The sequence below is a fragment of the Rhodanobacter sp. ANJX3 genome (assembly GCF_014200755.1).
Taxonomy (GTDB): Bacteria; Pseudomonadota; Gammaproteobacteria; order Xanthomonadales; family Rhodanobacteraceae; genus Rhodanobacter.
Window position 1 is genome coordinate 717,863 of the sequence record NZ_JACHCM010000002.1, and the last position, 24,793, is coordinate 742,655.

Below are 24,793 nucleotides of genomic sequence, written 5' to 3' on the forward strand. Positions count from 1 at the left end.
GCAGGCAGATCCGACCACGGTTATCGCCGACATCGCTACTGCGGCCGCTTGCCGCCGTGGGCGGGGATGAACTGCGTGTCCACTGCTTCGGCCAATTGGTCCGGCGGCAGCAGGCCCTGCGCGATCAGGAAGTCGTTGAACTGCTTCAGGTTGAAGCGATCGCCCAGTTCGATCTGCGTATGCGCGCGCAGCTCGAGCAGGCGGGTATAGCCGTAGAAGTACGCGGTGGCCTGACCCGGCGAGCGGAAGGTGAAGCGGTCCAGTTCCTCGCGTGCGAACGCCTCGGACAGACCTACATCGTTGACCAGGATGTCGTGCGCACGATCGTGTGTAATCAGGCCCAGATTGAGCATCGGGTCGAGGAACGCACGCGCCGCGCGCAGCAAACGCAGCTGCAGCACGATCATCTGCCCGCCCTTCGGCTCGTACGGCATCATCATATATTCGGAATACAGCGCCCAGCCTTCGACGTTGACGCTGTTGAACGCGAACAGCGAACGCGCCAGCGAGACGCCATGTTCGACCATCGCCGAAAACTGCAGCTCGTGCCCGGGCCTGCCCTCATGCGCGACAAGCGTCCACGCGCAGGATTTGCAGGTGAAGTCGTCGTAGGCCTGGTTGTCGCCCTTGCCGTTCGGCGGATTGCCCAGCGGCAGCACAAAGGCGCCGCGTTCGCCGTGGTTGTCGATCAGCGGAGGCGGATCCATGTGCGGCGCCGGCTCGGCAGCGCTCTCGGCTTCGGAGGCCACGCGCATGATCATTTCGCGATTGGGCAGCGAGACAATGCCCTGCTCGCGAATGATGTCCTGAATCTTGCCGATCACCTGATGGTAGTAAGGCTCGATCGAATCGCGATCGAGCTGATCTTTCTTCAGCCCCTTGATCACGTCGCGATAGTCGGTAGCGCTTTTTATTCCCTCAGCCTTTGCCACATCCGGTGCCATCATCTGCATCTGCGCCTGGGTTTCCATGAACTCCAGCTCGGCCCGCTTGATCAGCTCCTGCGGACTGATGTCGAGTCCGACCTGCTTGAGGTTATTGGCGTACACCGCTGGCGGCAGACGGAAATCCGTGCGTGCATGCGGCAACACGGTGGACTTGACCCAGGCGTCGTACTCGTTCAACTGCTTCTGCAGCGTATCCAGCGCGGGATCCGCGCCGTCGATCTTGTACTTGGCGTACAGCTTGCGGATGCCGTCGACGTAGCGCCCGGTATTCGCCAGATTCTGCTCGACTTCGACCTTGTACGGGCCGATCAGCTTCGCATCGCCGAGTTTCGCCTGAAACAGCGCCTGCGCCTCCTTGGTCACCGGCACACAGCCCGGGGTCATGCCGACATAGCACTGCAGCCGCTTCAGCGCCGCCGGCCGGCGCGCAGGCGCGACCTGATCCTGCAGCAGGGTGAACTCGCCCTGGAAAATCGTCTGGCCGATGTCGTTGTAGGACAGCAAGTATTGCTCGTTGAGCTTGCTGCCCTCGATGCTGCGATCGGCGGCCTTGATCATGATTTCCAGATCCTGGCGCACGTCCGGGTCGGTTTCCGCCGCCAGCTTTTTCTGCAGCTGATCGCGCGCCGCCGTGAGCGCCGCACGCGAACGTTCGCCCACGTTCGGCTTCAGATCGATGGCCTTGTCATCGAAGCCCGGAAAACCGAACTGCGAGGCAAACTCCGGATTGAAATCGGCCAGTGCCTTCAGCAGCGGCTGCGCATCGGCATTGCTTTTGGCGACCCAGCCCGGCGTGGCCGGCGTCGCCGAAGTCGATGCGCTGGCAGGCGCTGCCTGCGCCGCAACCACGCCGCTGATGGCCAACGCGATACCCGCAATCAATGGTTTCAACATAAATAGATCTCCCCGGTAGATAGCCGAGCGTAGACCGTGCAGCGCCATGCCGGATATGCCGAAGGTCATGCAGGTGCCATTCGGCAGCATCTAGTGGCCTGAGCGGCGGCACAAGAAAACGGCGCGAAGGGACTCAAACGCCATGCCAAACCTGGCTAGCTCGGCGCCCGATTAAATCCGTGCCTGCGGATACAGCCAGCGGGCCTCGGTGCGGGTGATGAGAACCGGCGGGCCAGAGGTTTCGTTCCACAGCGCGCCGCATACTTTGCAGCGCATGAGGTAGGCAGGCATTTTCGGATTGGCCGCCACACGCTCAAAGCGGTCATAGGGAGCGTGATAGCCGGACTGGCACTCGGTACAAAGCATCGACGTACTTCAAAACGGGATAGACCCATAATCCCACAGGTCGGCCGGATGCCCAGGACTCAGAGCGAGCAGGCTTGCGCCACACCGAGCGGACGCAGCGTATCGGCGTGCGGCGGCGACGCCAGCGTGACCCGATTGCGTCCCTCGGACTTGCTTTGATACAGGGCGCTGTCGGCGCGACCGATCGCCTCCTCCAGATTTTCATCGGGCGCCAGCGACGCAACGCCCAGCGATAGCGTGAAGGCCATCTTGCAGCCGTCGTGATCGACGGCCATCCCGGCGATGCACGCACGCACGCGCTCGGCGAAATACAGGGCATGGTCGGTGTCGGTATTTGGCAGCAGAAAGAGAAACTCCTCGCCACCCCAACGCGCGACGACGTCCTGGCCGCGGCACGCGTCACGGAACATCGCGCTGGCCTGGGTCAGGACCAGATCACCGGCCTCATGCCCGTGCTCGTCGTTGATGTGCTTGAAATCGTCGATATCGGCAAGCACCAGCGACACCGGCTGACCGGCGTACCGCGCGCGCGCGATTTCCGGCAGCGCCAGCTCGATCAGATGACGACGGTTGGACAATCCGGTCAGCGCGTCGCGCGTGGCCAGCTCGCGCAGCTTGCGTTCGCTCTTGCGCACCAGTTCGTAATAAAAACGCGCCGTGTAACTGGCCATGGCGAAAAAAACCGACACATTGAACAGGTTGAGAATCTGCAGCGCCACATCGCCTATCGGCGCCAGCGTGCCGATGACATGCGCTGCCTGGTGCAGACCCATATAAGCCAGAAACAGCACGATCAGCGGCAGCGCCACCTGCCGCATGCTGCCGCTGACCACGATGGCGGGAATGAACATCAGCAGGTAATAGTGAAAGCCGCTGTCCCAGCCCACCAGCAAGGTGCCGATGGCCGCATGCCCCACCACCTCGGTCCAGATCAACGCCAGCGCGGGAAAATTCCGCCGCCGCCGCAGCAACGCATAGGCCGCTGCGTACATGACGATGCTGACCACGTTGAGCCACGCGAGCAGCGGCGAACCCTCGACCAGAAAAAACACCAGAAACGCCGCGTCGACCGAAGCGGCCAGAACGGTCACGCGGCGGGTCATGACCCAAAACGCCGAATGCGCTCTGCTCGGTCGCCGGATACACGCCGGCCGAGTCCGCAGCCGCCGCCCCCGGCACAGAGCCGGTCGCGGAAGCAGGGTGCGCTGTTGCGGACATGTCGGGCGGACGCCTGTGTTCGATCAGAACGGTGAGGAGATACGGCTTATCGCCGTATGCCTGAAGTGTTGCATCACAGCACGCAACTGACCAGATGTAGAACCATAAGGGATAAGAGCCCGTTCAACATATCCCCGTGCCACGCATCGCTCTTCTGCGCAGTAGCTCAATGATGCAAATCCGAATCATTCGGCAGCCGCCCTGCCAGCGAATCGCATCTGCCGCCCTGTCTCGGAATGTTCATGTCGGGGTGCTTGAATGGCGTTTGAGTCCCGCTCGGTCCTGCCGTGGCCAGCTCTCATCTAGGCTGCGTGTCATCGCATTTCGCCGCCACCGCCCGATCGGTGCTTCCCGTTGCATCCCTCAACAGGAGTCCTCACATGTTCCGCCATCGACTATTCCGCAAGACCCTGCTGTGCGTTTCCATCGCCTCCGTAGGCCTGGCCCTCGCCGTTTCGGCGCAGGTGGCGCCTCAGGCGGCTTCCCCCGACCGCGGCGGCATTAACTGGCCCGTGTGGCCGGGACACCCGACTCCCCAGGATGCCGTGCGAACGGCCACGCCGATCAAGCATCTGGTCGTCATTTTCAGTGAAAACCGGTCCTTCGATCATTACTTCGGCACCTATCCGGTGGCGCAGAATCCGGCGGGTGAACCGGAGTTCAAGGCAGCACCCCATACCCCGTCGGTGCAGGGACTGACGCCGGCCCTGCTGACGCAAAACCCGAACGCGCTCAACCCGGTGAACGGTGTCAATGCGGTCAATCCGTTCCGACTCGATCGCACGCAGGCCAATACCGAAGGCCAGAACCACTCCTATACGCCGGAGCAACTGGCCTACGATAACGGCCTGGCCGATCGTTTCCCCGCGTATACCGGTAACAATACGGTCAGCAGCACCGGGGCCTTCGGCACCAACGGCCTGGTCATGGCTTATTACGACGGCAATACCGTCACTGCGATGTGGAACTACGCCCAGCATTTCGCGCTGAACGACAACGCCTACAGCGACACTTTCGGGCCCTCGACGCCAGGCGCGCTGGCTGTCGTCTCCGGCACCAACAACGGCGCACAGGCCATCGTCGGCTCCGCTTCGACCGTGCCCGATGGCCAGGGCGGCCTGACCCTGATCGGCGACACCGACCCCGCGTACGACAGCTGCTCGTCGACCACCAGCACGGTGCGCATGACCTCGAAAAATATCGGCGATCTGTTGAATGCCCGCAATCTGACCTGGGGCGGGTTCATGGGTGGCTTCGATCTGACGGCGACCAACAGCAACGGATCCACGGGCTGCACCCGCAGCACCTATTCGAGCGTACTGGCGTCGACCAAGACCGACTACGTCCCCCATCACAACTGGTTTCAGTATTACGCCTCAACGGCCAACGCGTCGCACGCTCGCCCTAGCTCGATCGCCACCATCGGCTATACCGATCCGAAGGACCGCAGCGCCACGCCGGTGCACCACGAATACGACGTCAACGATTTTTTCAGCGCCGTGTCGGCAGGCAATTTTCCCTCGGTGAGCTATCTGAAAGCCCCCGCCGTGGGCGATGCGCACCCGGGCAATTCGGATCCGCTGGACGAGCAGCAGTTCGTCGTCAAGGTGATCAACTTCCTCGAACAACAGCCCGACTGGAAGAACACCGCCGTCATCATCACCTATGACGATTCCGACGGCTGGTACGACCATCGCTACGCCTCGCCCACCACCTCGTCGTTCGATTCGACGACAAAAGAAGGTTCCGTCACCGGCGCCGATCAGCTCAACGGCTCGGGCAAGTGCACCGGCCCGCATGCCAAGCCCGGCATCGGCGTGAACGGCGGCGTGGTCAATGGCCGCTGCGGTCCGGGCACGCGCGTGCCGTTCCTTGTGATCTCGCCGTATGCCCGCGTGAATTACGTGGACGATACCCGCATCACCCAGGCGTCCGTCGTGCGCTTTATCGAGGACAACTGGCTCGATGGCCAGCGTATCGGCCAGGGCTCGAACGATGCGACCACCGGCAGCATCATGAGCATGTTCGATTTCCATCGCGGCCCGTTCGAACTGGCTCGACCGATCTTCCTCGATCCCGTCCAGGGCACCAGGGTTCCTGCACCGATCGATCAGCGCCTGCAGCAAACCGCTCAAGTGGTCGGACGTTCGAACAAGGCGCTATAAGTCTCGCCAAGACGACATCCCTGCCCGGATCTGAACTTCACCGGACAGGGATATTTTCGCTATTAGCTTGCCTTCAGCCAGATATCACGTGCTGCGCAGATGCCTGGCTGGATGCCGGCTCGGCCTACCAGACGCCATGGACGCTATCGGATACACGCTCTTGCCGTTCGACACCCGATCACCTCAAGCATGCGCGCGCCGTCGCCGCGCACCATCATTGAAAGCCGCCTTGTGCCTGACGGTAGCTTGCAGCGGCCTGCTCATCGGCGGGCTTGTCAGTGGGGCCAACGCGCAGTCGGATACTGGCATAGCCTATCCCAGCGGCGTGAATCCGCATCCAGTCACATTGAATCTGCCGCCCGTGCAGCCGCTGAGCGCCGTCGCGCAGCTGGGCAAGCAGCTGTTTTTCGATCCCTCGCTATCGGGCTCGGGACGCGAGGCTTGCGCCTCCTGCCATAGCCCCCAACACGGCTACAACCCGCCGAACGATCTCACCGTGCAACCCGGCGGCGTCGAGATGAATCGCCTTGGCCAGCGGCCAGCGCCCTCGCTGGCCTATCTTTACCGGCAGCAGCCTTTCAGCATCGGCCCCGATAGCTCACCGGACGATGTCACCGTCAATCTCAACGTCGTTGCGGCCTCGGCGAGCACTCATGCCAGGGCGCAAAAATCCGCCGGCGCCGCGCCGCCGCCCGCCATGGTGCCGCAGGGCGGCTTGTTTTGGGACGGCCGCGCCGATTCACTGCAGCGCCAGGCCTTTTTCCCTGCACTGGATCCGGCCGAAATGGCGAACAGCAGCACGGCGACCTTGGCCAGCGCGCTGATCCGACCCGCCTACCGCCGGCAGTTCACCCAGCTTTTCGGCCCGACCATCGTCAACGATCCGGATCGACTGGTCTCCGAGGCGATGTTCGCCCTCGCGCGCTACCAGATAGAAGATCCGTCCTTCCACGCCTTCACCAGCAAATACGACGCCTGGCTGCAGGGCAAGGCCACGCTCAGCCCTGCCGAAATGCGCGGCCTCAAGGCCTTCAACGACCCGCAAAAAGGCAATTGCGCCGCCTGCCATCTGAGCCAGGTCACCGCCGATGGCCTGCCGCCGCTTTTTACCGACACCCAGTACGAAGCGCTGGGCGTACCGCGCAACCCGCACCTGCCCGCCAATAAAGATGCCGAGCACTTCGACCTCGGCCTGTGCGGCCCCATCCGCAAAGATCTGACCAGCCAGAAACAGTACTGCGGCATGTTCCTCACACCGACCCTGCGCAACGTCGACCGGCGCGCCGTGTTCTTCCACAACGGCGCATACACCACGCTGAAACAAGTGATGGACTTCTACAACCTGCGCAGCGTCCAGCCCGAAAAAATCTACCCCCGCAAAGCCAACGGCAAGCTCGCAATCTATAACGACATCCCCGAGACACTGCGCGGCAACGTCGACACCAAAGACGCCCCCTTCGACCGCAAAGTCGGCGACAAACCGGCCATGTCGAACCTCGACATTCAGGACATCATCGCTTTCGTGCACACGCTCGACGATGGCTTTACGCCGCCACCCCAGCCGAGCAAAACCGAAGCTATCGGCGCCAACTAGGCAAGCCTTTCATTCGTCGCTGCTCCGGTCGCAACGCGACCAAACCACGGTCACCGAACTCAGTGCGTGGACAACAATGCAGCCACCGGCCATTTGATACCCGCACTCGATGGCTTCAGCATGGATAAAAGAAATCGCCTGCAGCGATAACCTTTGTCGCAAAAAAACGGCGCCCTCGCAGATGCCGGCAATGTCCCTAAGCGCGCACGCTTTAAAAGGTGTGCTTCACCGTCAACAGCAGCGACCAGCGCTGTGCCAGATCGTCACCCGCGTTTGTGTAGTTGGAAATGCCGCGGGGATTGCGCATCTATAGCAAGTAGGGTACGCCAGCGACAGGAGTAATGGCGCCACCGGCAATCTTTCCAAATCAAACGCCGAAGCAACCGCTTTTCGCGACTGATTTTTACGGGATAGATTCCCCTACGGAGGCACTCACAGCGGAGTTCCGGCATATGCCATAAAAAAAGCCCGACGAAACTTCGACGGGCTTTTTTTCACAGGTTCGGTGCGGCTTATGTCCCCAGCAAAACCCGATTCATCCGCTGCACAAACGCCGACGGATCGGGCAACTGCGCACCGGCCGCGATCTCCGCCTGATCCAGCAGCAGCAGCGCCAGATCCTTCGCTTTGGCGTCATCGGTTTCCGACTCCACGCGCTTGACCAGCGCGTGCTGGGGATTGATCTCCAGCGTGGGCTTGGACTCGGGCATGTCCTGGCCGGCTTCGCGCAGCAGGCGCGCGAGATGCGGGGCCATTTCGTAATCGCTCAAGGCCAGGCACGACGGTGAGTCGGTAAGGCGCGCCGAGACCTTGACGTCGCCAACGCGATCGCCGAGCAGGTCCTTGAGCTTCTTGAGCAGCGGCTCGGCTTCCTTGGTGGCTTCTTCCTGCTTGGCCTTGTCGGCGTCGTCCAGCGGCACGTCGCCCTTGGCGGCGCTCTTGAGCTTTTTGCCTTCGTACTCGCTCAAGCTGCCGATCATCCATTCATCGATGCGGTCGAACATCAGCAGCACTTCGATGCCCTTGGCCTTGAACGCTTCGAGCTGCGGGCTGCCGAACGCCGCGGCGTAGCTGTCGGCGGTGATGTACCAGATCGCTTCCTGGCCGATCGCCATGCGGCCGATGTAATCGTCCAGCGACACGGTCTGCTGCGTGCCTTCGCCCTTGGTCGAGGCGAAGCGCAGCAGCTTGGCGATGCGCTCGCGGTTGTTGGCATCTTCACTGATGCCCTCCTTCAGCGTGTTACCGAAGGCCTTGTAGAAGGTGGCGAATTTCTCGGGCTCGTCGCGCGCCAGCTTTTCGATCAGGTCGAGCACGCGTTTGACGCAGGCGGCCTTGATCCGCTCGAGCTGACGGTTGTGCTGCAGAATTTCGCGGCTGACGTTGAGCGGCAGATCGTCGGCATCGACCACGCCACGCACGAAGCGCAGGTAGTTCGGCAGCAGCTCTTCGGCCGCGTCCATGATGAAGACGCGCTTGATGTACAGCTTCAGGCCTTTGCGCTCGTCGCGGCCGCCCATCATCAGGTCGAACGGCGGCTGCGCAGGCAGATACAGCAGCGTGGTGAAGCTCTGGCTGCCTTCGACGCGGTTGTGCGTCCAGGCCAGCGGCTCGTTGAAGTCGTGGCCAAGCGACTTGTAGAAGCTCTTGTAGTCGTCGTCGCTGATCTCCGATTTGGGTTTGGTCCAGAGTGCGGAGGCGGCGTTGATGATTTCCCATTCGTCGGTCGGCTTGTCATCTTTCTCGATCGGCATGCGGATCGGAAACGCGACATGGTCGGAATACTTGGTGATCAGCGAACGCAGCTGCCAGCGCTTGAGAAACTCGTCCTCGTCGGCTTTCAGATGCAACACAACGGAGGTGCCGCTCTCCGGCAGCGAGACCTGCACCAGCGAATACTCGCCCTTGCCGTCGCTCTCCCACTGCACGCCTTCGCTCGCGGCGGCGCCCGCGTGGCGGCTGCGCACGGTGACCTTGTCGGCGACCACGAAGGCGGAATAAAAGCCCACGCCGAACTGGCCGATCAGGCGCGCGTCGGCTTTCTGCTCGCCGGACATCGCTTCGAGAAAGCGCTTGGTACCGGAGCTGGCGATGGTGCCGATATTGGCAATGACCTCGTCGCGCGTCATGCCGATGCCGTTGTCGCTGATGGTGACGGTACGCGCCTGGGAGTCCCAGCTCACGTCGATATGCAGCTCGCTGCCAAGCGTCGCCAGCTCAGGGTGCGCGATCGACTCGAAGCGCAGCTTGTCGCAGGCGTCGGAGGCGTTGGAGATCAGCTCGCGCAAGAAGATTTCCTTGTGCGAGTAAAGCGAGTGCGTGACCAGATGCAGCACCTGGGCGACTTCGGCTTCGAATTTGCGGGTTTCGGTGGTGGCTGTTGCGTTCATGGGTTGCCTATAAGTGACGTTTTACGAGTAGTTAAAAAGGGGCGAGGGACGAGTAGCGAAGGCGCAAGCTCGATGCAACGAGGCTACGCGCTCGCCCCTCGTCCCTGGATCAGCTCTTCTGCAAAGCGGCGATGCGCTCGTCCAGCGGCGGGTGGCTCATGAAAAGGCGCCTGAAGCCTCCGGCCAGTGGGCCGGAGATACCGAACGCGGCGATGGTGTTGGGCAGCGTGCTTTCGCCGTGATTGACCTTCAGCCGCTGCAAGGCAGAGATCATCGCACTTCGGCCGGCGAACTGCGCGCCGGCCTGATCGGCGCGGAACTCGCGCCAGCGCGAGAAGGCCGCCACGATCATCGAGGCGAACAGACCGAACACGATCTGCAGCACCATCACCACCACGAAATAGCCGATGCCGCCACCACGGTTGTCGCGACCGCCGGACAGCCAGCTGTCGACCGCACGACCGACGATGCGCGCCGCCAGAATCACCAGCGTGTTGAGCACGCCCTGGATCAGGGTCAGCGTGACCATGTCGCCGTTGGCGATATGGCCGATCTCGTGACCGAGCACGGCCTTGATCTGCTCGCGATCCATCTGCTGCAGAAGGCCGGAGCTCACGGCGACCAGCGCGTTGTTCTTGCTCATGCCGGTGGCGAACGCGTTCATTTCCGGTGCGTCGTAGATCGCCACCTCGGGCATGCCGATGCCGGCGTTCTGCGCGTGCCGGCGCACGGTGTCGAGCAGCCAGCGCTCGGTCTCGTTCTGAGGCTGAGCGACTACGCGCGCACCGGTCGACCACTTGGCCATCCACTTGGAAATCGCCAGCGAGATAAAGGCGCCGCCCATGCCGAACACCGCCGCAAACGCGAGCAATCCACCCATGCCGCCGTAGCCGCGGCTGGCAGCCATTTGGTCGATGCCGAACAGGTGGCAGACGATGCTCAGCAATATCAGTACGGCAATATTGGTGAGCAGGAAGAGGGCGATGCGGCGCATGATTTTCTCTCGGACTCGATCAGCTAGGTCAAAAGGAAAAAGCCTGTTAAAACGACTTCAAGGTTTGCTTATGATTCGGGGCACATTGCCACTGTTTCAAGGATGAGACCGCGCGGAAGCCATGCCGGTTCAGGCCCGCCGAAGCGCCGCCATCCGCATTTCGCTCGCGTACGGCGAATGCGCATACCCCACTTTTCGCCAGCTCTTCACCGTGGCGCAAGCAGTCTTTGACACGGACTCATCAGGCGTCATCCAGTTCGGGGTTTTCCCATGCGCTATTTTAAAACAGCCAAGCTCACGGTCCAGTCAGCCGCCATGGGCTTCAGCGATGACGAACTGCTGACCCGCGCTGCCGCGCTGGCGTTCTATTCGGCACTATCGTTCGCACCGCTGCTGGTGCTGCTGATCTGGCTGGTGTCCATGCTGCACAGCGGCTGGGACGTGCGCCTTATCGATGCGCTGAATGGCATGGTGGGGCCGCGCGCGGCCGATGCCGTAAAGGGCATCATGGACAGCGCCAAAGCGCGACCTCAGACCGGCAATATCGCCGGCATCATCGGTCTGCTGGTGACACTGTTCGGCGCGTCGGCGGTGTTCGCGCAACTGCAGGGCACGCTCAATCGCGTGTGGCGGGTCAAGCCCAAGCCCGGCGCCGCCGTAGGGCAATGGGTGCGCACGCGGGCACACGCGCTGGCCTTGCTGGTCGGCATCGGTTTTCTGCTGGTCATATCCTTTGTGATCAGCGGCATCATCGAGGCCGTGGTGCCGGGCGACACGCTGGCGTGGCTGATCATCGAGGATACGATTTCTACCGTGATTTTCGTGCTGGTGTTCGGCGCGATGTACAAGGTGCTGCCCGATGCATTGATCGAATGGAGCGACGCGCTGGGCGGCGGCCTGCTCACGGCCATCCTGTTTATCGTCGGCAAATTCGGCATCGGCCTGTACATCAGCCACAGCAACGTCGGCGGTGCCTACGGGCCGGCCGGCGCCTTTGTGGTGCTTCTCACCTGGGTGTACTACTCGTCGATCATCGTGCTGATGGGCGCCGAACTCACCCGCGGCTTGGCCGATGCGCGCGGCAAGCCGATTCGGCCCAGCGCCCACGCGGTGGAAATCGAGGCGACACCGGCAGAGAAGATCAATGCGTCGGTGACCACCGGCCGCTCAACATGAGCATCGAAGGGCTCGCCTCAGACGCGTGGCAAATCCGCTGGCCTCAACCTGCCGCCGCGACCAGGGCGTTGATATCGGCGGTCTCGAGTACCGGCTTGGATGCGCCGCGGCGCGCGACGGCGAGCATCGCCTGCCCGACCACTTCGGTGGTGAGGATCGTGGACGGCATCATTGTCCGCAGCAGCGGCAGCAGCGGCCGCGTCAACGAATAGAAGATCTGATACGTCGAGGTTTTGGAACGCACGCCACGCATGGGCTGGATGATGCCGGGGCGAAGCATATAGGCCGCCTTGAACGGTAACCTGAGCAACGCGTTCTCCGTGCGCCCCTTGACCCGCGCCCACATGCTGCGGCCTTTTTCCGAGCTGTCGGTGCCCGCACCCGACACGTAAACGAAGGTCATCTGCGGATTGAATCGCGCCAGCGTGGTCGCCACGGCTAGCGTGATGTCATAGGTGAGCTTTGAATAATCTGCTTCGGTCTTGCCGGCTGAGGTCACGCCAAGGCAGAAGAAACAGGCGTCGAAACCGATGAGCTCCGATTCGATAGCGCTGTAGTCCAGCAGATCCGTGTGCACCAGATCACGCAGCTTGGGGTGCTGCCGATCGAGCGCGGTGCGGCCCACGCTCTGAACCAGTGACACATCCGCCGCCTGCAGGCATTCGATCAGCACACCCTGCCCGACCATACCGGTGGCGCCAAACAAGAGAACTTTCATGCGGCCACTCCTCGATTTTATCCGTCGGCGCGTGTTGCAGTATGCGATGAATCGAGACTTTCCACGTGTCCACGTTGCGGTCGGCGCGGGCGCTGCACCTAAACTACGCCGATGAATTACCGCGGCCGCTTCGCTCCCTCACCCACTGGATCGCTACATTTCGGCTCGCTGGTGGCGGCCGTGGGAAGCTGGCTGTGCGCGCGGCATGCCGGTGGCCAGTGGCTGGTGCGGATGGAGGATATCGATCCGCCGCGCGAGGTCATCGGCTCGGCGCAGTCCATACTCGCCACACTGCCCGCGTTCGGACTGATCGCCGATGAGCCCGTGCTGTTCCAGTCGCAGCGTACGGCGGCTTATGACGAAGCGTTTGAAAAACTTCGCGCCGCCGACCGCGTCTTTCCCTGCTGGTGCAGCCGCAGCGATCTGGCAGCCGCCGGCGGCGTGCACCGCGATGGCCTCTGCATCGCCGAACCCGATGACACGCGGCCGCCCGCGTGGCGGCTGCGCGCGCCCGACAGCGATATGCTGTTCGACGACGCACTGCGAGGACCGCAGCGTTACAACCTGCGCGACGAAGCCGGCGACTTCGTGATTCGTCGGGTCGAGGGCATCTACGCCTACCAGCTGGCTTGCGCGGTCGACGACGCCTTTCAGGGCATTACCGACGTGGTGCGCGGCAGCGATCTGCTCGATTCCACGCCGCGGCAGATCTGGCTGCAGCACTGCTTGGGTTTACCCACTCCCGCGTATTGGCATTTGCCGCTGGCGCTGGATGCCGATGGCCGCAAGCTCTCTAAGTCGGAGCATGCGCATCCGGTCGATCCGTCGAATCCCATGCCGGCGCTGTGGCACGCGCTGGCATTTCTGGATATTCCCGTCACGCACGCGGCGAACCGCCCGGCCGAACTGCTGGCCGAAGCACTCTCCGCATTCGATCCCGCGGCGTTGCCGCACTGCAGCTCCCGCTGCGCCGGCTGAATCGGTATAAACCTCCAAGGGCAGTGTCGCGTTCGTATCGGCGGCGGTTGGTGTATAAATCCGGGTGGGCAAATCGCGTGGAAACATCGACGCATTTAGCCATCCAATTATTTCAGGCAACTCCAGTATCTACTTTCGGCCGGCATCGGCTCTCAGGATTATTCATGACGCAACGTACGGCCTTCATTACCGGCGGTACCGGTGGTATTGGCAGCGCGATTGTCCGGTATCTGGCCGGCCAGGGGCACCGCGTATCGACCAATTACCGCAATGCCGAAAAGGCCGAAGCCTGGCACGCATCGATGAAGAACGAAGGCATCGACGTCTGCATGGTGCCGGGTGACGTCTGCGACGCCGTGGCGTGCGAAGCGATGATCCGCGCCGTCGAGGAAAAGTGCGGCCCGGTCGAGATTCTGATCAACAACGCCGGCATCACCCGCGATACGACCTTCCACAAGATGGACTACGAGCAGTGGACGGCGGTGATCAACACCAACCTCAACGCCTGCTTCAACGTCACCCGCCCCGTCATCGAGGGCATGCGCCAGCGCAAGTGGGGGCGCATCGTGCAGATCAGCTCGATCAACGGCAAAAAAGGCCAATACGGCCAGGCCAACTACGCGGCAGCCAAGGCCGGCATGCACGGTTTCACCATCTCGCTGGCGCAGGAAAACGCCCGTTTCGGCATCACGGTAAATACGGTGTCGCCCGGCTATGTGGGCACCGATATGGTGATGGCCGTGCCGGAAGACGTGCGCGAAAAAATCATCGCGCAGATCCCGATGGGACGGCTGGGACGGCCGGATGAAATCGCCCATGCCGTGGCGTTTTTCACCGGCGAACAGTCCAGCTGGATTACCGGTGCCAATCTGGCCATCAACGGTGGTCATCACATGGGCTGAGGCCTGGCGGGATGGAGTAGCGCCCCGCCACTTCATACCAACCCAATCACTTCTTTTCGAGCAGCTTTTCCAGCACCTTGCCGACCGCGGCAAAAGCGAATGCGCCGGTGACATGCGTAGCCGCGCCCAGGCCGCCGCCGCAGGCCAGATTCAGCGGATCCCCGCCCGGCGGCCGATTGCCGGAGACCGTGCCGTCGGGCTGCGGGTACTGCACGTTCTGCAGCGAATAGACGGCCGAAACACCGAAGTAACGATCGGGGTTGCGCGGAAAGTTGAAGTCCGCACGGAGCTTTTTCCGGATCAGGCTGAACATCGCGTCGTGCTCGGTGCGCGAGAGGTCGCGCACGCGAATCTGGGTCGAATCGGTGCGCCCGCCGGCCGAGCCAACGCTCACGATCGGGAGCTTTCGACGACGGCACCAGGCGATCGTTTCGAGCTTGACCCGGAACGCGTCGCAGGCATCCAGCACCACGTCGTAGCCACGATCGAGCAGCTCGTCCAGCGTGGACGGCGTGAGGAAGCGCTCGATGCCGTCCAATTTGATGGCCGGATTGATCGCCTGCGCGCGCGTGGCAATCACGCCCACCTTGCTCTTGCCGTACTCGCCATCCAGCGCATGCAACTGGCGGTTAGTGTTGGAGACACAGACTTCGTCGGCATCGATCAGGGTCAACTTGCCCACCCCGCTGCGCGCCAGCGCCTCGGCCGCCCACGAACCCACGCCGCCGATACCGATCACACAGACGTGCGCTGTGGAAAGCTCGGCAACCGTGCCTGCGCCATACAGACGTTCGACGCCGGCAAAGCGCTCGATCGGAAACGTTTCGACGGTCATGCTGACTGACGGCGGCATGGAAACGACATGGGCGGCAAAAATCTCACTGGCGTGGCCTGATGTGTTGAATCGTGCGGCGTGGAATAGCCATTTTAGCGTGCGGCGTGGATGGAACGTGCCGCAGCGCGTTATTCTCACGGTCTTGCCCGACCGACGTGGAAGCGAACCGATGCGCGTAGCTTTGATGATCCTGCTGGGACTGGTGATCGGCATCATCGGAACCGCCAACGTGATGAGCACACTGGCGGCGCGCAATCCGATGCCCAAGGCCGTGATGGCGACGATGAACTATCACATGGACGCCCTGAGCCAGGCGCTGAAAAGCAAACAATGCGCCGCGATTGGCATCCAGCACCATCTGGAACGCGTGCAGTCGACGGCGACTGACATCGCGCCGACGTTCGGCATCCCCGATCAGCCGTTTACCGACGCGGCGACTCTGCTGCAGACGCGCGTCACGCAGGCGCTGCAGTCATCGCCGGCCGATTGCCCCGCCTTGGCCGCGGCGGTGAAATCCGTCGGCGAGGCGTGCAAGAGCTGTCACGACAAATACCGCTGAGCTTAGTCCCTGGCCTCGCGTACCGGGCCGCTGGCGCTTAAAACTGCAGCTTGCCGCGCAACATGTGGCCATACATCACCCAGTCGCCCTGCAGGCTGTACAGCGGGTGCTTGAACGTGGCGGGCTGGTTCTTCTGATAGACGTAGTGGCCGATCCAGGCAAAACCGTAACCAGCCACTGGCATCAGCCAGAGCCAGCGCAGCTGTCCGGTCACCACCGCGAACACCGCAATGGTCACGACCAGACTGCTGCCGATGAAATGCATGCGCCGGCACATCCGGTTGCTGTGCTCGCTGAGATAGAACGGATAGAACTCGCTGAAGCTGGCAAAGCGGGTCATGTCGAAACTCCACGATCGATCGGCCGGGCAAGCATGAATGCGTAACGAAAACCGGGCAATGAGCGCCGCAGCATTCGTACGCCAAGGTTGACGACGAACCGCCATCATCCGCCCGGTAACGGAATGAACTCTTCCTCATCACCCGGAACGCGCGCGTATCGTCCGGCTGCCCATTCCGCCTTGGCCTGCTCGATGCGCTCGCGGCTACTGGCGACGAAGTTCCACCAGAGGTGGCGCTCGCCATCCAGCGGCGCGCCGCCGAACAGCATCAGGCGGCTGTCTTCATGCGCCAGCAGCGATGGCGCGGACGCACCGGCCTGCACCGCCATCTGCGTGGCTGCCAGATCGAGGTCACCCCAGCGCATACCGCCTTCGACCACGTAGATGCCGCGCTCGGCATGCTCCGGCGGCAGCGCCAGTTCGGTACCCGCGGCCAGCGTCACCTCGAGCAGAAACATCGGTGCGAATACCTTGACCGGCGAGCGTTCGCCATAGGCGCCGCCAGCGATCAGGATGGCCTCGACGCCCGGGCGAGTGATGCGCGGCAGCTGGTCGCGCTCGTGGTGATGAAATTCGGGATCGACCTCGGCATCGGCCTGCGGCAGCGCCACCCAGATCTGGATGCCGTGCAGGGTATGGCCATCGCGCCGCTCGTTCGGCGGAGTGCGCTCGGAGTGAACGATGCCCTTGCCGGCCGTCATCCAGTTCACTTCGCCCGAGCGGATGTCGATCAGGCTGCCCAGGCTGTCACGATGGCGGATGGCACCCTCGAACAGCCAGGTCACGGTGGCCAGACCGATATGCGGGTGCGGGCGCACGTCCATGCCCTTGCCCGCCGCGAAGCTGGCCGGCCCGATATGGTCGAAAAACACCAGCGGTCCGACGTGGCGCGCCTGCTGCGCGGGCAGCAGGCGGCGCACGGCGAATCCGTCGCCGAGATCGTGTACGCGGCCTTCGATCAGCGTCGGCTCGATATGCATGTCCATCCTCTCCGGTTCGATGACAGTTACCAGGCCCGGCCGTATTGCACCGGCGGCGTCAGCTTCACGCCCAGCTCCTTGGCTGCGCGGCGGGGGAAGTAGGGATCGCGCAAGCTTTCGCGCGCCGTGAGCACCACATCGGCCTCGCCATTGGCGATGATCGCCTGGGCCTGCTGCGCTTCGGTGATCAGGCCGACCGCGCCGGTGGCGATCTCCGCCTCGCGCCGGATACGCGCCGCAAAGGGCACCTGATAGCCCGGGCCGAGCGGGATCTTGGGATGCGCGAGCGTGCCGCCGCTGGAGACGTCAATCAGGTCCACGCCCAACGGCTTGACCTGCTTGACCAGCTGCACGCTCTCGTCGATATCCCAGCCGGTGCCGTGCTCGGCCCAGTCGGTCGCCGAGATGCGCAGCCACAGCGGCAGTTCGGCCGGCCACACGTCGCGCACCGCAGTGATCACTTCGCGCACGATGCGGCTGCGGTTTTCGAAGCTGCCGCCGTATCGATCGGTGCGCTGGTTGCTCAACGGCGACAAGAACTGATGCAGCAGATAGCCATGCGCCGCGTGCAGCTCGATCAGCTGAAAACCGGCCGCCAGCGCGCGCTGCGCCGTGGCGCGAAAATCGGCGACCACCTGCTCTATACCGGCCTCGTCCAGCGCCTGCGGCGTGTGCCAGCCGGCGTCGAAGGGAATGGCCGAGGGCGCGACCGTGGTCCATGGCTGCTGATCGGCCGCCAGCGAACCGCCGCCCTCCCACGGCCGCTGCGCGCTGGCCTTGCGCCCGGCGTGCGCCAGCTGCATGCCGGCGATCGCACCGCTGGCGCGGACGAACTGCACGATCGGCTTCCACGCCTTGACCTGGGCGTCGTTCCACAGGCCGGCGTCACCGTGGGTGATGCGGCCCTGTGCCGACACGGCGGACGCCTCGGTGATCACCAGCGCCGCGCCGCCCACCGCCCGGCTGCCCAGGTGCACCAGATGCCAATGGTCAGGCAGGCCGTCCGTCGCCGAGTACTGACACATCGGCGAGACCACCAGACGGTTGGGCAAGGTAAGGCTGCGCTGAGCGAAGGGGTCGAACAGATTCATGCGTTGCTCCAAGGGAGTGATCTGAGAGTGATCGGAGGAAGAATGCGCGAGTTCAGTCGATCAACATGCTGGCAGTTCTGCACGGTATCAACCGGCAGGTTCGCGCAGCGGACAAACCCGGGCCTTTCCCACCCGGCGCCTTGCCTATGCGCCGAGAGAATCCATCCAGTCCGCCAGGCGTTCGACGATCGGCGCAGGGGCCTTCATCCAGCTGAAATGGTCGGCCGGTTGGCCGCGCAGATCGTCGGGCGTCAGCACGCCAGCGCGATGGGACGACTGCGGCATCTTGCCGAGCAGCCACTCGAGCGAGGCTTTCGGCACCAGCCAGTCGTCGCGCAGGCGCAGCGCGAAGATCGGCAATCGAACGGCCGCCAGGAGCTCGTCCAGATTCTGCGACATGCCGGTCGCCGAATAGCGGCCGCTGCGGGCGCTGCGCGCCCAGTCGGCGGTGAGCCCGCGCGCCTCGTTGCCGGCAAAGCCGATGCGCCGCCCCGGGAGGTAACCGCGAAGATTCGCCGCCAGCGGTGCAAGCATGCAACCTATCTTGATCAGCAGGCTGCGTGGATAGGCCCGCCAATACGGCGCGCCGCTGGCCACCAGCACGATGCCGGCGTAGTCGGCCGAATGGAGCGCGGCATACAGCGAAGCGACCTGACCGCCCAGGCTGTGCCCACCGATCAGGCGGATCTTGTCGGGCCAGCGTGACTGCACGGCCGCGATGGCTGGCGGAAGGTCATCCAGCAACAGCTCGCGGTAGCCCCAGTTGCTGCGGCGGCTGGCCCGGCGATCGCTGGAACCGATGCCGCGCCATTCGTGAACAACCATCGCGATACCGCGCGCCGCCAGCGCCTCGGCCATCGGCAGGTAATGCTTCGCCGGCACACCCATCGCAGGCAGCCAGTACAGCAGCTGCCGCCATTCGCCGGCCGGCTGCACGCAAAGCAGCTCAAAGCGCGCACCGTCAAGCGCGGTAATCGGGATGACGATGGGCTCATGAGAGAGTTGCGCAATGGATAGGGGCGAGGCGCTGTCGGAAAAATGATCGGGCATGCGGACAGGCTAACGTGTGATGCGCCGACCACAAAACCCCTGGCCGGTCGTCGGGCACAAAAAAGCCGGCTTGCGCCGGCTCTTTCGATGGTGTCACGTCGGTTCAAACCGGCGTTACGTCCTCGGCCTGCAGGCCCTTTTGGCCTGTTACAACCTGGAACGTGACTTTCTGGCCTTCCTGCAGGCTCTTGAAGCCCGAGCCGCTGATGGCGCGAAAATGCACGAACACGTCAGGACCACTTTCCCGACTGATGAAGCCAAACCCCTTGGCATCATTGAACCACTTGACTGTACCTGTTTCACGATCCGACATGACTCACTCCGATCTATTGCTTGGCACTTAGACAAACCGGCCCCTGGGCCGACGGTTTACTGGCGTGCCTGGATCGGGTGTAGCGATGCGGATTTAATTGAGATCCCCACCGGGCACGCACGTTGCCGAGCAAACACAGTGGATAGAGCATACCTAACCCGTTTCAAGCTTGCGAGCAATTTGTCAAGGTATTTATTGCACCCCGATCCGGGGGCGGGTTACCAGGCTCCTTCAGGGTCCGCGGTCTCGAAACCGTTTCCGCCAACGAGCCAGCCGGGCGCAGATGCCTCCGTTCCACACCGTTTGTAAGCCCGCGTCGATCTCGATACGAATTTCAGATTCTTTTTACGTGCAACCTGTCTATTGTGTAGATACTGAAGAATCCGTGGCCGGCCAGATATCGGCAAGTCCCCATCCGAAGCGCTTTTGAGGAGAGCACCCAATGTCCGTCACGCCCCGTTTGACCATACTCGCCATAGCTGCTGCCCTGGTCGTGGCCGGCTGCGCGCATCAGCCTCCCAGCAAAACCACCACGGTCACTACGACCCGAACCACGGCGGCACCGGTTTCCACGAGCACCACAACAGTGCAGCGCGCGCCGCATCGAGCACCTGCCGTCAACGCGTCCACGACATCCTCCCCCGCCAATCTCCCCGACAGTACCGGCATTCCAGCCTGCGATGATTACCTGTCGAGCTACATGGCCTGCCATCGCGCCGCGAATATTTTTGCGCCGGGGCAGCTGCAGTCTCGCTACAACGCGATGCGCACCAGCCTGCTGCGCGACTCGCAGGATCCCGACATTCGCCCGCAGCTCGCCGCCCGATGCAACTCGCTCGCCAGCCAGTTGCGCGATGCACTGCGTGGCAAGTCCTGCGACACCAACGCGGCGCCCGCGAGCACTTCACCCTGACTTACGAGCGGGCCGGAGTTAATTTGCTGCGAGCGGCAGGACCGCTCGCAGTGCTCCGACCTCTGCGTCGGCCTGCTCGCTGCTGACGAAAACCTCCGGCGCACCGTGCCAGTTTGCCGTTTCCGCGATGGCGGACGCGACATCGGCCCAACGCACCGAACGTGTCGCTACGCCCGATTCCAGATAAAACGCCTTGATCTCGAACCGGCCCTCGGCGCGATGCGCCTTGGCATCCAGCCGGCCGATCAACCTGCCCCGATGCAGGATCGGCAAGACGAAATAGCCGTAGCGTCGCTTGGCCGCCGGCGTGTAGCACTCCAGCGCGTAGTCGAAATCGAACATGACCCGCGCGCGTGCTCGATCCCAGATCACGGGATCGAAAGGTGACAGCAGCGTGGTATGCGTTCCGCGCAGGCGGCCGAGCATGGCTCTATGCAGGGTGTCGGCATGATCCCGATGCACGTACGCCGGCCTGTCCCAGCCTCGCACGGCAACGCCAAGCAGATCGCCGCTGGCGAGCAGCGGAGCCAGCTCCTTGTCGGTCACCGCCGGTTTCAATCGGTAGTAGTCCGCAATCCACGCAGCCTGCGTTACGCCCAGGGCCCGCACGCTATCGAGCACGAAACGCCGCCGAAGCTCGGCTTCCGGCAGTGCCTTCGCAGCGACGTCCAATGGCGGATCGAGTCGCGACAGCACGTTGTCCGCGATGTCGTAGATGCGCTGAAATCCCTCCCGGCGCGCAATCATCAGCTCACCCAGCGCGAACCACGCCTCAAGCCAGCGCTTTTCGGGCTTCCACGACCACCAGCCGGATTTGGCAGCCCCTTCGGTACGTTCTGGCCCTGCATAATCGGACGCCTTGACGGGGCCAGAGCGGCGAATACCTTCCAGCAGTGAATCCATGCCAGCGCGCTGATCCCTATGCAGCGCCTGCGCGTTGCGATGAGCCCAGTGATGCGCGCGTTGCGTGCGCCAGCCGCGATGAAGAGCAATATCGCCAGCCGGAACAAAACACGCTTCGTGTGCCCAGCACTCCGCCAGCTGGCCGCGGGCAAGCGCCTCGTCCAACCAGACCGTCGGGTAGTGGCCCAGCCGCGCATGCAACACCAGATAAGGGCTGCGCGCGACTACGCTGATCGTATCAATCTGCAGCAACCGCATCTGTTCGATGGCGGCGACAACATCGGCGCGCGTCGCGCGCCGCCGTAGCGGCTGCAGCAGGCCTTGGGCGTGCAGATGCAGCAGGCGCGCCTGGATGGCCGTTATGGCGCCGGCAGACCCATTTACGGCGTTCAACGACACGAAAGCTTCACGGATTCGCGAACACGATGAAGAAGCCTCACAGGAATAGCTTCATTACGTCAGGTTTCATGGGTAGAAACCTCAATGGCAACGGCATTTCAGACTCATCGCGTAGGTTCACCGCACTCGCGTCGGTCGCTTTGTTTCGACGCTTCACGCAACGGGGCACAGTTCGGAGCATCCGTCATCTCTCTTTTTGATTCTGGCACGGAGTATCCATCATGAAATTCTACAAACCATTGATCGGCGCCTTCACCATCGCCGCGCTGCTGTCTGGCGGCGAGCTGTTCGCGCAAGACATGTCGACACCGCCGCCCGCCCCGGCAACGACAGCAGCCATGCCGTCGCCGAACACGGCCGACATGCAGACGCCTAAGGGCGAGGTGACCATCAACAGTGCGCCGTCCCCCGCGCCCACCATCAGATCAGCGCCTTCGTTCGAGCAGTTGTCCGGCGGCGGCAAGAGCATCAGCGAAAGCCAGGCCGTGGCTTATCCGCCCCTGGCCAACGATTTCATCCATGCCGACACCAATCGCGACGGCAAGATCAGCAAAGCCGAGTATCAACACTGGCTGAAGCAGCTCTGACGCTATTGCGGCAAAAAGGCCGGCCGCAGCATTTATCTGCGGCCGTTTTTTTTTGCGTTCTTTGTGAGAAACTTTCCGACGCGCAACCGGGGACGCGTGGCTCGGAAATCTGGCTCGATCCTCGCCCATCCGATGTTCTGGAGATTTCATGAAGCCTCTACTCCTTGCCGCGCCGCTCGCGTTGCTGGCCGGCGCGGTCACCACGGCGGCACACGCGCAGAATCCCAGCCCGACGGATATCCGCGCCTGTACCGGTATCGAAAGCGATGCACAGCGACTGACCTGCTACGACCACGCCACCGGCCGCACCAATCTGCCCGCCGCACAGAAGCGTGTGGATCAGACCAGCGGCAGCGCGTCGACCAGCATTTTCGGCCACGAAAAATCGACCGCAGCGGTGCCCAGCGATGCGGAGGCGGGCAAGCCGTTGTCGTTACTGGACAGCCGCTGGGAACTGTCGCCGGAAAGCAAGCTCGGCACGTTCAACCTGCGCGGCTACAAGCCGGTTTATCTGATGCCCATCTTTGTCACCAGCAACCAGAACACTGAGCCGAAGAGCCCCAATCCGGTGAATACGGTCACCACACCGCAGCCGCTGCAGAACAGCGAGGCGAAGTTTCAGCTCAGCCTGAAAACCAAGGTATGGCAGGGCGTATTTGGCGATTACGGCGACGTGTGGGTCGGCTATACGCAGGACTCGCACTGGCAGGTCTACAACTCGCAGGCCTCGCGCCCGTTTCGCGAAACCAACTACGAGCCCGAAGCCATGCTGGTGTTCAACACCCATTACTCCGTGCTCGGTTGGGACGGCCGACTGCTCGGCATCGGCATCGACCACCAGTCGAACGGTCGCTCCGACCCCCTGTCGCGCAGTTGGAACCGCGTGATGGCCGATATCGGTTTCGAACGCGACGGCTGGACGGTGATGTTTCGCCCTTGGTGGCGCATCCCCGAATCGCGCACCAGCGACAACAACCCGGACATCAGCAACTACGTCGGCCGCGGCGACATGCAGATCATCCACGAATGGAACGGCCAGGAATTCGGCCTGATGCTGCGAAGCTCGCTGCGCGGCGGCAGCGATGCCCACGGTGCGGCCCAGTTCACCTGGAGCTTTCCGCTGGTGGGCAATCTGCGCGGCTATGTGGAAGCCTTCAAGGGCTACGGCGAAAGCCTGATCGACTACAACCACAATGCCAGCTACATCGGCGCCGGTATTTCCCTGCTCGACTGGTACTGATAGGGGCAGATGACCGGCCCCAGTCGATCAGCGCCACCAGGCCTGTTTGGTGCCGGTGAGGATTTTCAACATCTGTCCACGCGTCAGCGGGAGACGGCCCAGTGGGCCGAAACACGTATCCCGCAGAAGCGCGAGGCTCCCGTGGTCGGATTGAAACAGCGGCGTCAGCCAGCGACTCAACTGTTGGTAGACCGCCAGGTGCGAGCGGCGCGTTTGCTGATAGCGCAGCAATGCTTCGTCAACGTGCGCGGACACCGCCAGCGCATCGGCTAGAGCCTCCGCATCCAGCAGTGCCATGTTGACGCCCTGCCCCAGCTGGGGGCTCATCGCATGAGCGGCGTCGCCGATAAAGATCACGTTGCCGCCGATGGGCTTGCCGAGAACAACATCCCGATATCGGGCCCGATGAAAACGCGCCGGCTCATCCATGCCATGGAGTAGTGGCATCACTTCTGGCCACAGCACCCGGATCCTTTCGCGCATTCGAGTCAGCGCATCCGCATCAAAACCATCAACATGCTCGCCGGGCAGACTAAAGAAAAAGGTCAGCCAGCGGCCGCCGCAGTCCGCACGCTGTCCCACCGGCAAAAGGCCGATCATCTCCCTGGCGCCGTGATAGCGCTGCTGCAGCGTGGAGGGATGTTGCCAGCCGTCTGCCGGCAGCAGGCACCACATGGCTCCCCAGGGATAGATACGTTGACGCTTTACCCGTGCGGGCGTGGCCTCGCGCAATCGCGAATGCGCTCCGTCGCCAACCACGATCAAATCGAACGGGCCGTGGCGATGGCCCTCGCCATCGATCAGATGGCGGCCGTCTGTGCCGATGCTTTCCACCCGCACCCCGGCATGCAGGCGCCCGGCGTCCGGCCATGCATCACGCAATACCGTGAAGAGGCTTCCGCGGCTCATGCCGAGGCCGAAGCATCCAGGCGAATGATCGGCATAGCGCATATCCATGACGCAACGACCGCTGGCGTTGCAGCCGTACAGGCGATCAATCCGCTGGCCCACAGCCAGTGCCCGTGAACTCAGCCCGAGCCGTGACAGCACCCGCAATCCGGTCGGCTGCAGCAGGAAGCCGGCGCCCACAGGTCCGGGCGACGACGCCTGCTCGAAGACGCTCAGCGCATGACCTTGATCCGACAAAAACAACGACGCAGCCTGTCCAGCCGCGCCGTAACCAATAATGGCAATGTTCAGGCGTCGCTGCATGACGGCCGCAGTGCGCGCCTGTTCACAAT

The 24,793-nt window shown here is 63.0% G+C and carries 22 protein-coding genes; 9 read left to right on the forward strand and 13 right to left on the reverse strand.

Annotated elements, in window-relative coordinates; genetic code table 11:
- Window positions 1-35: 35 nt before the first annotated feature.
- Both HDE76_RS07910 and HDE76_RS07920 read right to left on the reverse strand, forming a co-directional pair.
- A complete protein-coding gene (locus HDE76_RS07910; RefSeq protein WP_184506707.1) occupies window positions 36-1,838 on the reverse strand; it encodes a DUF885 domain-containing protein in 1,803 nt (600 codons plus the stop codon).
- Window positions 1,839-2,266: 428 nt separating this feature from the next.
- Window positions 2,267-3,310 (reverse strand): diguanylate cyclase, encoded by a 1,044-nt coding sequence (locus HDE76_RS07920; protein WP_221262329.1) that lies wholly within the window; start codon window positions 3,308-3,310, stop codon window positions 2,267-2,269.
- Between the two features lie 495 nt (window positions 3,311-3,805).
- Between HDE76_RS07920 and HDE76_RS07925 the strand changes: the two genes are divergently transcribed.
- Together HDE76_RS07925 and HDE76_RS07930 are read left to right on the forward strand one after the other, a co-directional pair.
- Window positions 3,806-5,590 (forward strand): alkaline phosphatase family protein, encoded by a 1,785-nt coding sequence (locus tag HDE76_RS07925; RefSeq protein WP_184506504.1) that lies wholly within the window; start codon window positions 3,806-3,808, stop codon window positions 5,588-5,590.
- A 136-nt stretch (window positions 5,591-5,726) separates the two neighbouring features.
- Window positions 5,727-7,184, forward strand: a complete 1,458-nt coding sequence (locus tag HDE76_RS07930; protein ID WP_184506506.1) for a cytochrome c peroxidase — start codon at window positions 5,727-5,729, stop codon at window positions 7,182-7,184.
- 512 nt (window positions 7,185-7,696) lie between these two features.
- Here the strand turns inward: HDE76_RS07930 and htpG are convergent.
- Window positions 7,697-9,574, reverse strand: coding sequence for a molecular chaperone HtpG (gene htpG / locus HDE76_RS07935; protein ID WP_184506508.1), 1,878 nt, complete (start codon window positions 9,572-9,574; stop codon window positions 7,697-7,699).
- Between the two features lie 109 nt (window positions 9,575-9,683).
- Window positions 9,684-10,568 (reverse strand): protease HtpX, encoded by an 885-nt coding sequence (htpX, locus tag HDE76_RS07940; protein ID WP_184506510.1) that lies wholly within the window; start codon window positions 10,566-10,568, stop codon window positions 9,684-9,686.
- 270 nt (window positions 10,569-10,838) lie between these two features.
- On the opposite strand from htpX, the gene HDE76_RS07945 reads away from it, so the two are divergent.
- Window positions 10,839-11,744: a YihY/virulence factor BrkB family protein gene (locus HDE76_RS07945; RefSeq protein WP_184506512.1), complete on the forward strand. Its 906-nt coding sequence runs from the start codon at window positions 10,839-10,841 to the stop codon at window positions 11,742-11,744.
- Between the two features lie 43 nt (window positions 11,745-11,787).
- Here the strand turns inward: HDE76_RS07945 and HDE76_RS07950 are convergent, their stop codons facing one another.
- Window positions 11,788-12,462: an epimerase gene (locus HDE76_RS07950; RefSeq protein WP_184506514.1), complete on the reverse strand. Its 675-nt coding sequence runs from the start codon at window positions 12,460-12,462 to the stop codon at window positions 11,788-11,790.
- Between the two features lie 111 nt (window positions 12,463-12,573).
- Between HDE76_RS07950 and gluQRS the strand changes: the two genes are divergently transcribed.
- Together gluQRS and phbB are read left to right on the forward strand one after the other, a co-directional pair.
- Complete coding sequence (gene gluQRS / locus HDE76_RS07955; RefSeq protein WP_184506516.1) at window positions 12,574-13,440, forward strand: tRNA glutamyl-Q(34) synthetase GluQRS; 867 nt, start codon at window positions 12,574-12,576, stop codon at window positions 13,438-13,440.
- Between the two features lie 164 nt (window positions 13,441-13,604).
- Window positions 13,605-14,342 carry an acetoacetyl-CoA reductase gene (phbB, locus tag HDE76_RS07960; protein WP_179477276.1) on the forward strand — a complete coding sequence of 246 codons (738 nt, stop codon included), beginning with the start codon at window positions 13,605-13,607 and terminating at the stop codon, window positions 14,340-14,342.
- Window positions 14,343-14,388: 46 nt separating this feature from the next.
- On the opposite strand, the gene HDE76_RS07965 is transcribed toward phbB, so the two are convergent.
- On the reverse strand, window positions 14,389-15,177 hold the full coding sequence (locus HDE76_RS07965; protein ID WP_184506518.1) for a tRNA threonylcarbamoyladenosine dehydratase: 789 nt from the start codon (window positions 15,175-15,177) through the stop codon (window positions 14,389-14,391).
- A gap of 169 nt (window positions 15,178-15,346) precedes the next feature.
- Here HDE76_RS07965 and HDE76_RS07970 point away from each other — a divergent pair, with 169 nt between their 5' ends.
- The gene (locus tag HDE76_RS07970) at window positions 15,347-15,736 is read left to right on the forward strand and encodes a cytochrome c (protein WP_179477278.1); all 390 of its coding nucleotides are present in this window, start codon (window positions 15,347-15,349) and stop codon (window positions 15,734-15,736) included.
- Between the two features lie 37 nt (window positions 15,737-15,773).
- Here the strand turns inward: HDE76_RS07970 and HDE76_RS07975 are convergent, their stop codons facing one another.
- From HDE76_RS07975 to HDE76_RS07995, 5 genes are all read right to left on the reverse strand, one after another.
- Complete coding sequence (locus HDE76_RS07975; RefSeq protein WP_184506520.1) at window positions 15,774-16,076, reverse strand: DUF962 domain-containing protein; 303 nt, start codon at window positions 16,074-16,076, stop codon at window positions 15,774-15,776.
- A gap of 104 nt (window positions 16,077-16,180) precedes the next feature.
- On the reverse strand, window positions 16,181-17,056 hold the full coding sequence (locus tag HDE76_RS07980) for a pirin family protein (protein WP_184506522.1): 876 nt from the start codon (window positions 17,054-17,056) through the stop codon (window positions 16,181-16,183).
- A gap of 26 nt (window positions 17,057-17,082) precedes the next feature.
- Complete coding sequence (locus HDE76_RS07985; protein WP_184506524.1) at window positions 17,083-18,147, reverse strand: NADH:flavin oxidoreductase/NADH oxidase; 1,065 nt, start codon at window positions 18,145-18,147, stop codon at window positions 17,083-17,085.
- A 144-nt stretch (window positions 18,148-18,291) separates the two neighbouring features.
- Window positions 18,292-19,197, reverse strand: a complete 906-nt coding sequence (locus HDE76_RS07990) for an alpha/beta fold hydrolase (protein WP_179477282.1) — start codon at window positions 19,195-19,197, stop codon at window positions 18,292-18,294.
- A 103-nt stretch (window positions 19,198-19,300) separates the two neighbouring features.
- Window positions 19,301-19,510 carry a cold-shock protein gene (locus tag HDE76_RS07995; RefSeq protein ID WP_179477283.1) on the reverse strand — a complete coding sequence of 70 codons (210 nt, stop codon included), beginning with the start codon at window positions 19,508-19,510 and terminating at the stop codon, window positions 19,301-19,303.
- A gap of 442 nt (window positions 19,511-19,952) precedes the next feature.
- On the opposite strand from HDE76_RS07995, the gene HDE76_RS08000 reads away from it, so the two are divergent.
- Complete coding sequence (locus HDE76_RS08000; RefSeq protein ID WP_179477284.1) at window positions 19,953-20,423, forward strand: hypothetical protein; 471 nt, start codon at window positions 19,953-19,955, stop codon at window positions 20,421-20,423.
- Window positions 20,424-20,441: 18 nt separating this feature from the next.
- Here HDE76_RS08000 and HDE76_RS08005 read toward each other — a convergent pair whose 3' ends face one another.
- Entirely contained in the window at window positions 20,442-21,725 is a 1,284-nt protein-coding gene (locus tag HDE76_RS08005) for a crosslink repair DNA glycosylase YcaQ family protein (protein ID WP_343205677.1), read from the reverse strand.
- A gap of 221 nt (window positions 21,726-21,946) precedes the next feature.
- On the opposite strand from HDE76_RS08005, the gene HDE76_RS08010 reads away from it, so the two are divergent.
- Together HDE76_RS08010 and HDE76_RS08015 are read left to right on the forward strand one after the other, a co-directional pair.
- Window positions 21,947-22,312: an EF-hand domain-containing protein gene (locus tag HDE76_RS08010; protein WP_179477285.1), complete on the forward strand. Its 366-nt coding sequence runs from the start codon at window positions 21,947-21,949 to the stop codon at window positions 22,310-22,312.
- Between the two features lie 148 nt (window positions 22,313-22,460).
- A complete protein-coding gene (locus tag HDE76_RS08015) occupies window positions 22,461-23,552 on the forward strand; it encodes a phospholipase A (protein ID WP_179477286.1) in 1,092 nt (363 codons plus the stop codon).
- Between the two features lie 27 nt (window positions 23,553-23,579).
- On the opposite strand, the gene HDE76_RS08020 is transcribed toward HDE76_RS08015, so the two are convergent.
- Window positions 23,580-24,764, reverse strand: a complete 1,185-nt coding sequence (locus tag HDE76_RS08020; protein WP_184506526.1) for an NAD(P)/FAD-dependent oxidoreductase — start codon at window positions 24,762-24,764, stop codon at window positions 23,580-23,582.
- Window positions 24,765-24,793 lie beyond the last annotated feature (29 nt).

Bases quoted from the DNA above. Each gene is read 5' to 3' on its own strand.
- HDE76_RS07920 (WP_221262329.1), bottom strand. From the start codon at position 3,310: ATGACCCGCCGCGTGACCGTTCTGGCCGCTTCGGTCGACGCGGCGTTT.
- HDE76_RS07925 (WP_184506504.1), top strand. From the start codon at position 3,806: ATGTTCCGCCATCGACTATTCCGCAAGACCCTGCTGTGCGTTTCCATC.
- HDE76_RS07930 (WP_184506506.1), top strand. From the start codon at position 5,727: ATGGACGCTATCGGATACACGCTCTTGCCGTTCGACACCCGATCACCT.
- htpG (WP_184506508.1), bottom strand. From the start codon at position 9,574: ATGAACGCAACAGCCACCACCGAAACCCGCAAATTCGAAGCCGAAGTC.
- htpX (WP_184506510.1), bottom strand. From the start codon at position 10,568: ATGCGCCGCATCGCCCTCTTCCTGCTCACCAATATTGCCGTACTGATA.
- HDE76_RS07945 (WP_184506512.1), top strand. From the start codon at position 10,839: ATGCGCTATTTTAAAACAGCCAAGCTCACGGTCCAGTCAGCCGCCATG.
- HDE76_RS07950 (WP_184506514.1), bottom strand. From the start codon at position 12,462: ATGAAAGTTCTCTTGTTTGGCGCCACCGGTATGGTCGGGCAGGGTGTG.
- gluQRS (WP_184506516.1), top strand. From the start codon at position 12,574: ATGAATTACCGCGGCCGCTTCGCTCCCTCACCCACTGGATCGCTACAT.
- phbB (WP_179477276.1), top strand. From the start codon at position 13,605: ATGACGCAACGTACGGCCTTCATTACCGGCGGTACCGGTGGTATTGGC.
- HDE76_RS07965 (WP_184506518.1), bottom strand. From the start codon at position 15,177: ATGACCGTCGAAACGTTTCCGATCGAGCGCTTTGCCGGCGTCGAACGT.
- HDE76_RS07970 (WP_179477278.1), top strand. From the start codon at position 15,347: ATGCGCGTAGCTTTGATGATCCTGCTGGGACTGGTGATCGGCATCATC.
- HDE76_RS07975 (WP_184506520.1), bottom strand. From the start codon at position 16,076: ATGACCCGCTTTGCCAGCTTCAGCGAGTTCTATCCGTTCTATCTCAGC.
- HDE76_RS07980 (WP_184506522.1), bottom strand. From the start codon at position 17,056: ATGCATATCGAGCCGACGCTGATCGAAGGCCGCGTACACGATCTCGGC.
- HDE76_RS07985 (WP_184506524.1), bottom strand. From the start codon at position 18,147: ATGAATCTGTTCGACCCCTTCGCTCAGCGCAGCCTTACCTTGCCCAAC.
- HDE76_RS07990 (WP_179477282.1), bottom strand. From the start codon at position 19,197: ATGCCCGATCATTTTTCCGACAGCGCCTCGCCCCTATCCATTGCGCAA.
- HDE76_RS07995 (WP_179477283.1), bottom strand. From the start codon at position 19,510: ATGTCGGATCGTGAAACAGGTACAGTCAAGTGGTTCAATGATGCCAAG.
- HDE76_RS08000 (WP_179477284.1), top strand. From the start codon at position 19,953: ATGTCCGTCACGCCCCGTTTGACCATACTCGCCATAGCTGCTGCCCTG.
- HDE76_RS08010 (WP_179477285.1), top strand. From the start codon at position 21,947: ATGAAATTCTACAAACCATTGATCGGCGCCTTCACCATCGCCGCGCTG.
- HDE76_RS08015 (WP_179477286.1), top strand. From the start codon at position 22,461: ATGAAGCCTCTACTCCTTGCCGCGCCGCTCGCGTTGCTGGCCGGCGCG.
- HDE76_RS08020 (WP_184506526.1), bottom strand. From the start codon at position 24,764: ATGCAGCGACGCCTGAACATTGCCATTATTGGTTACGGCGCGGCTGGA.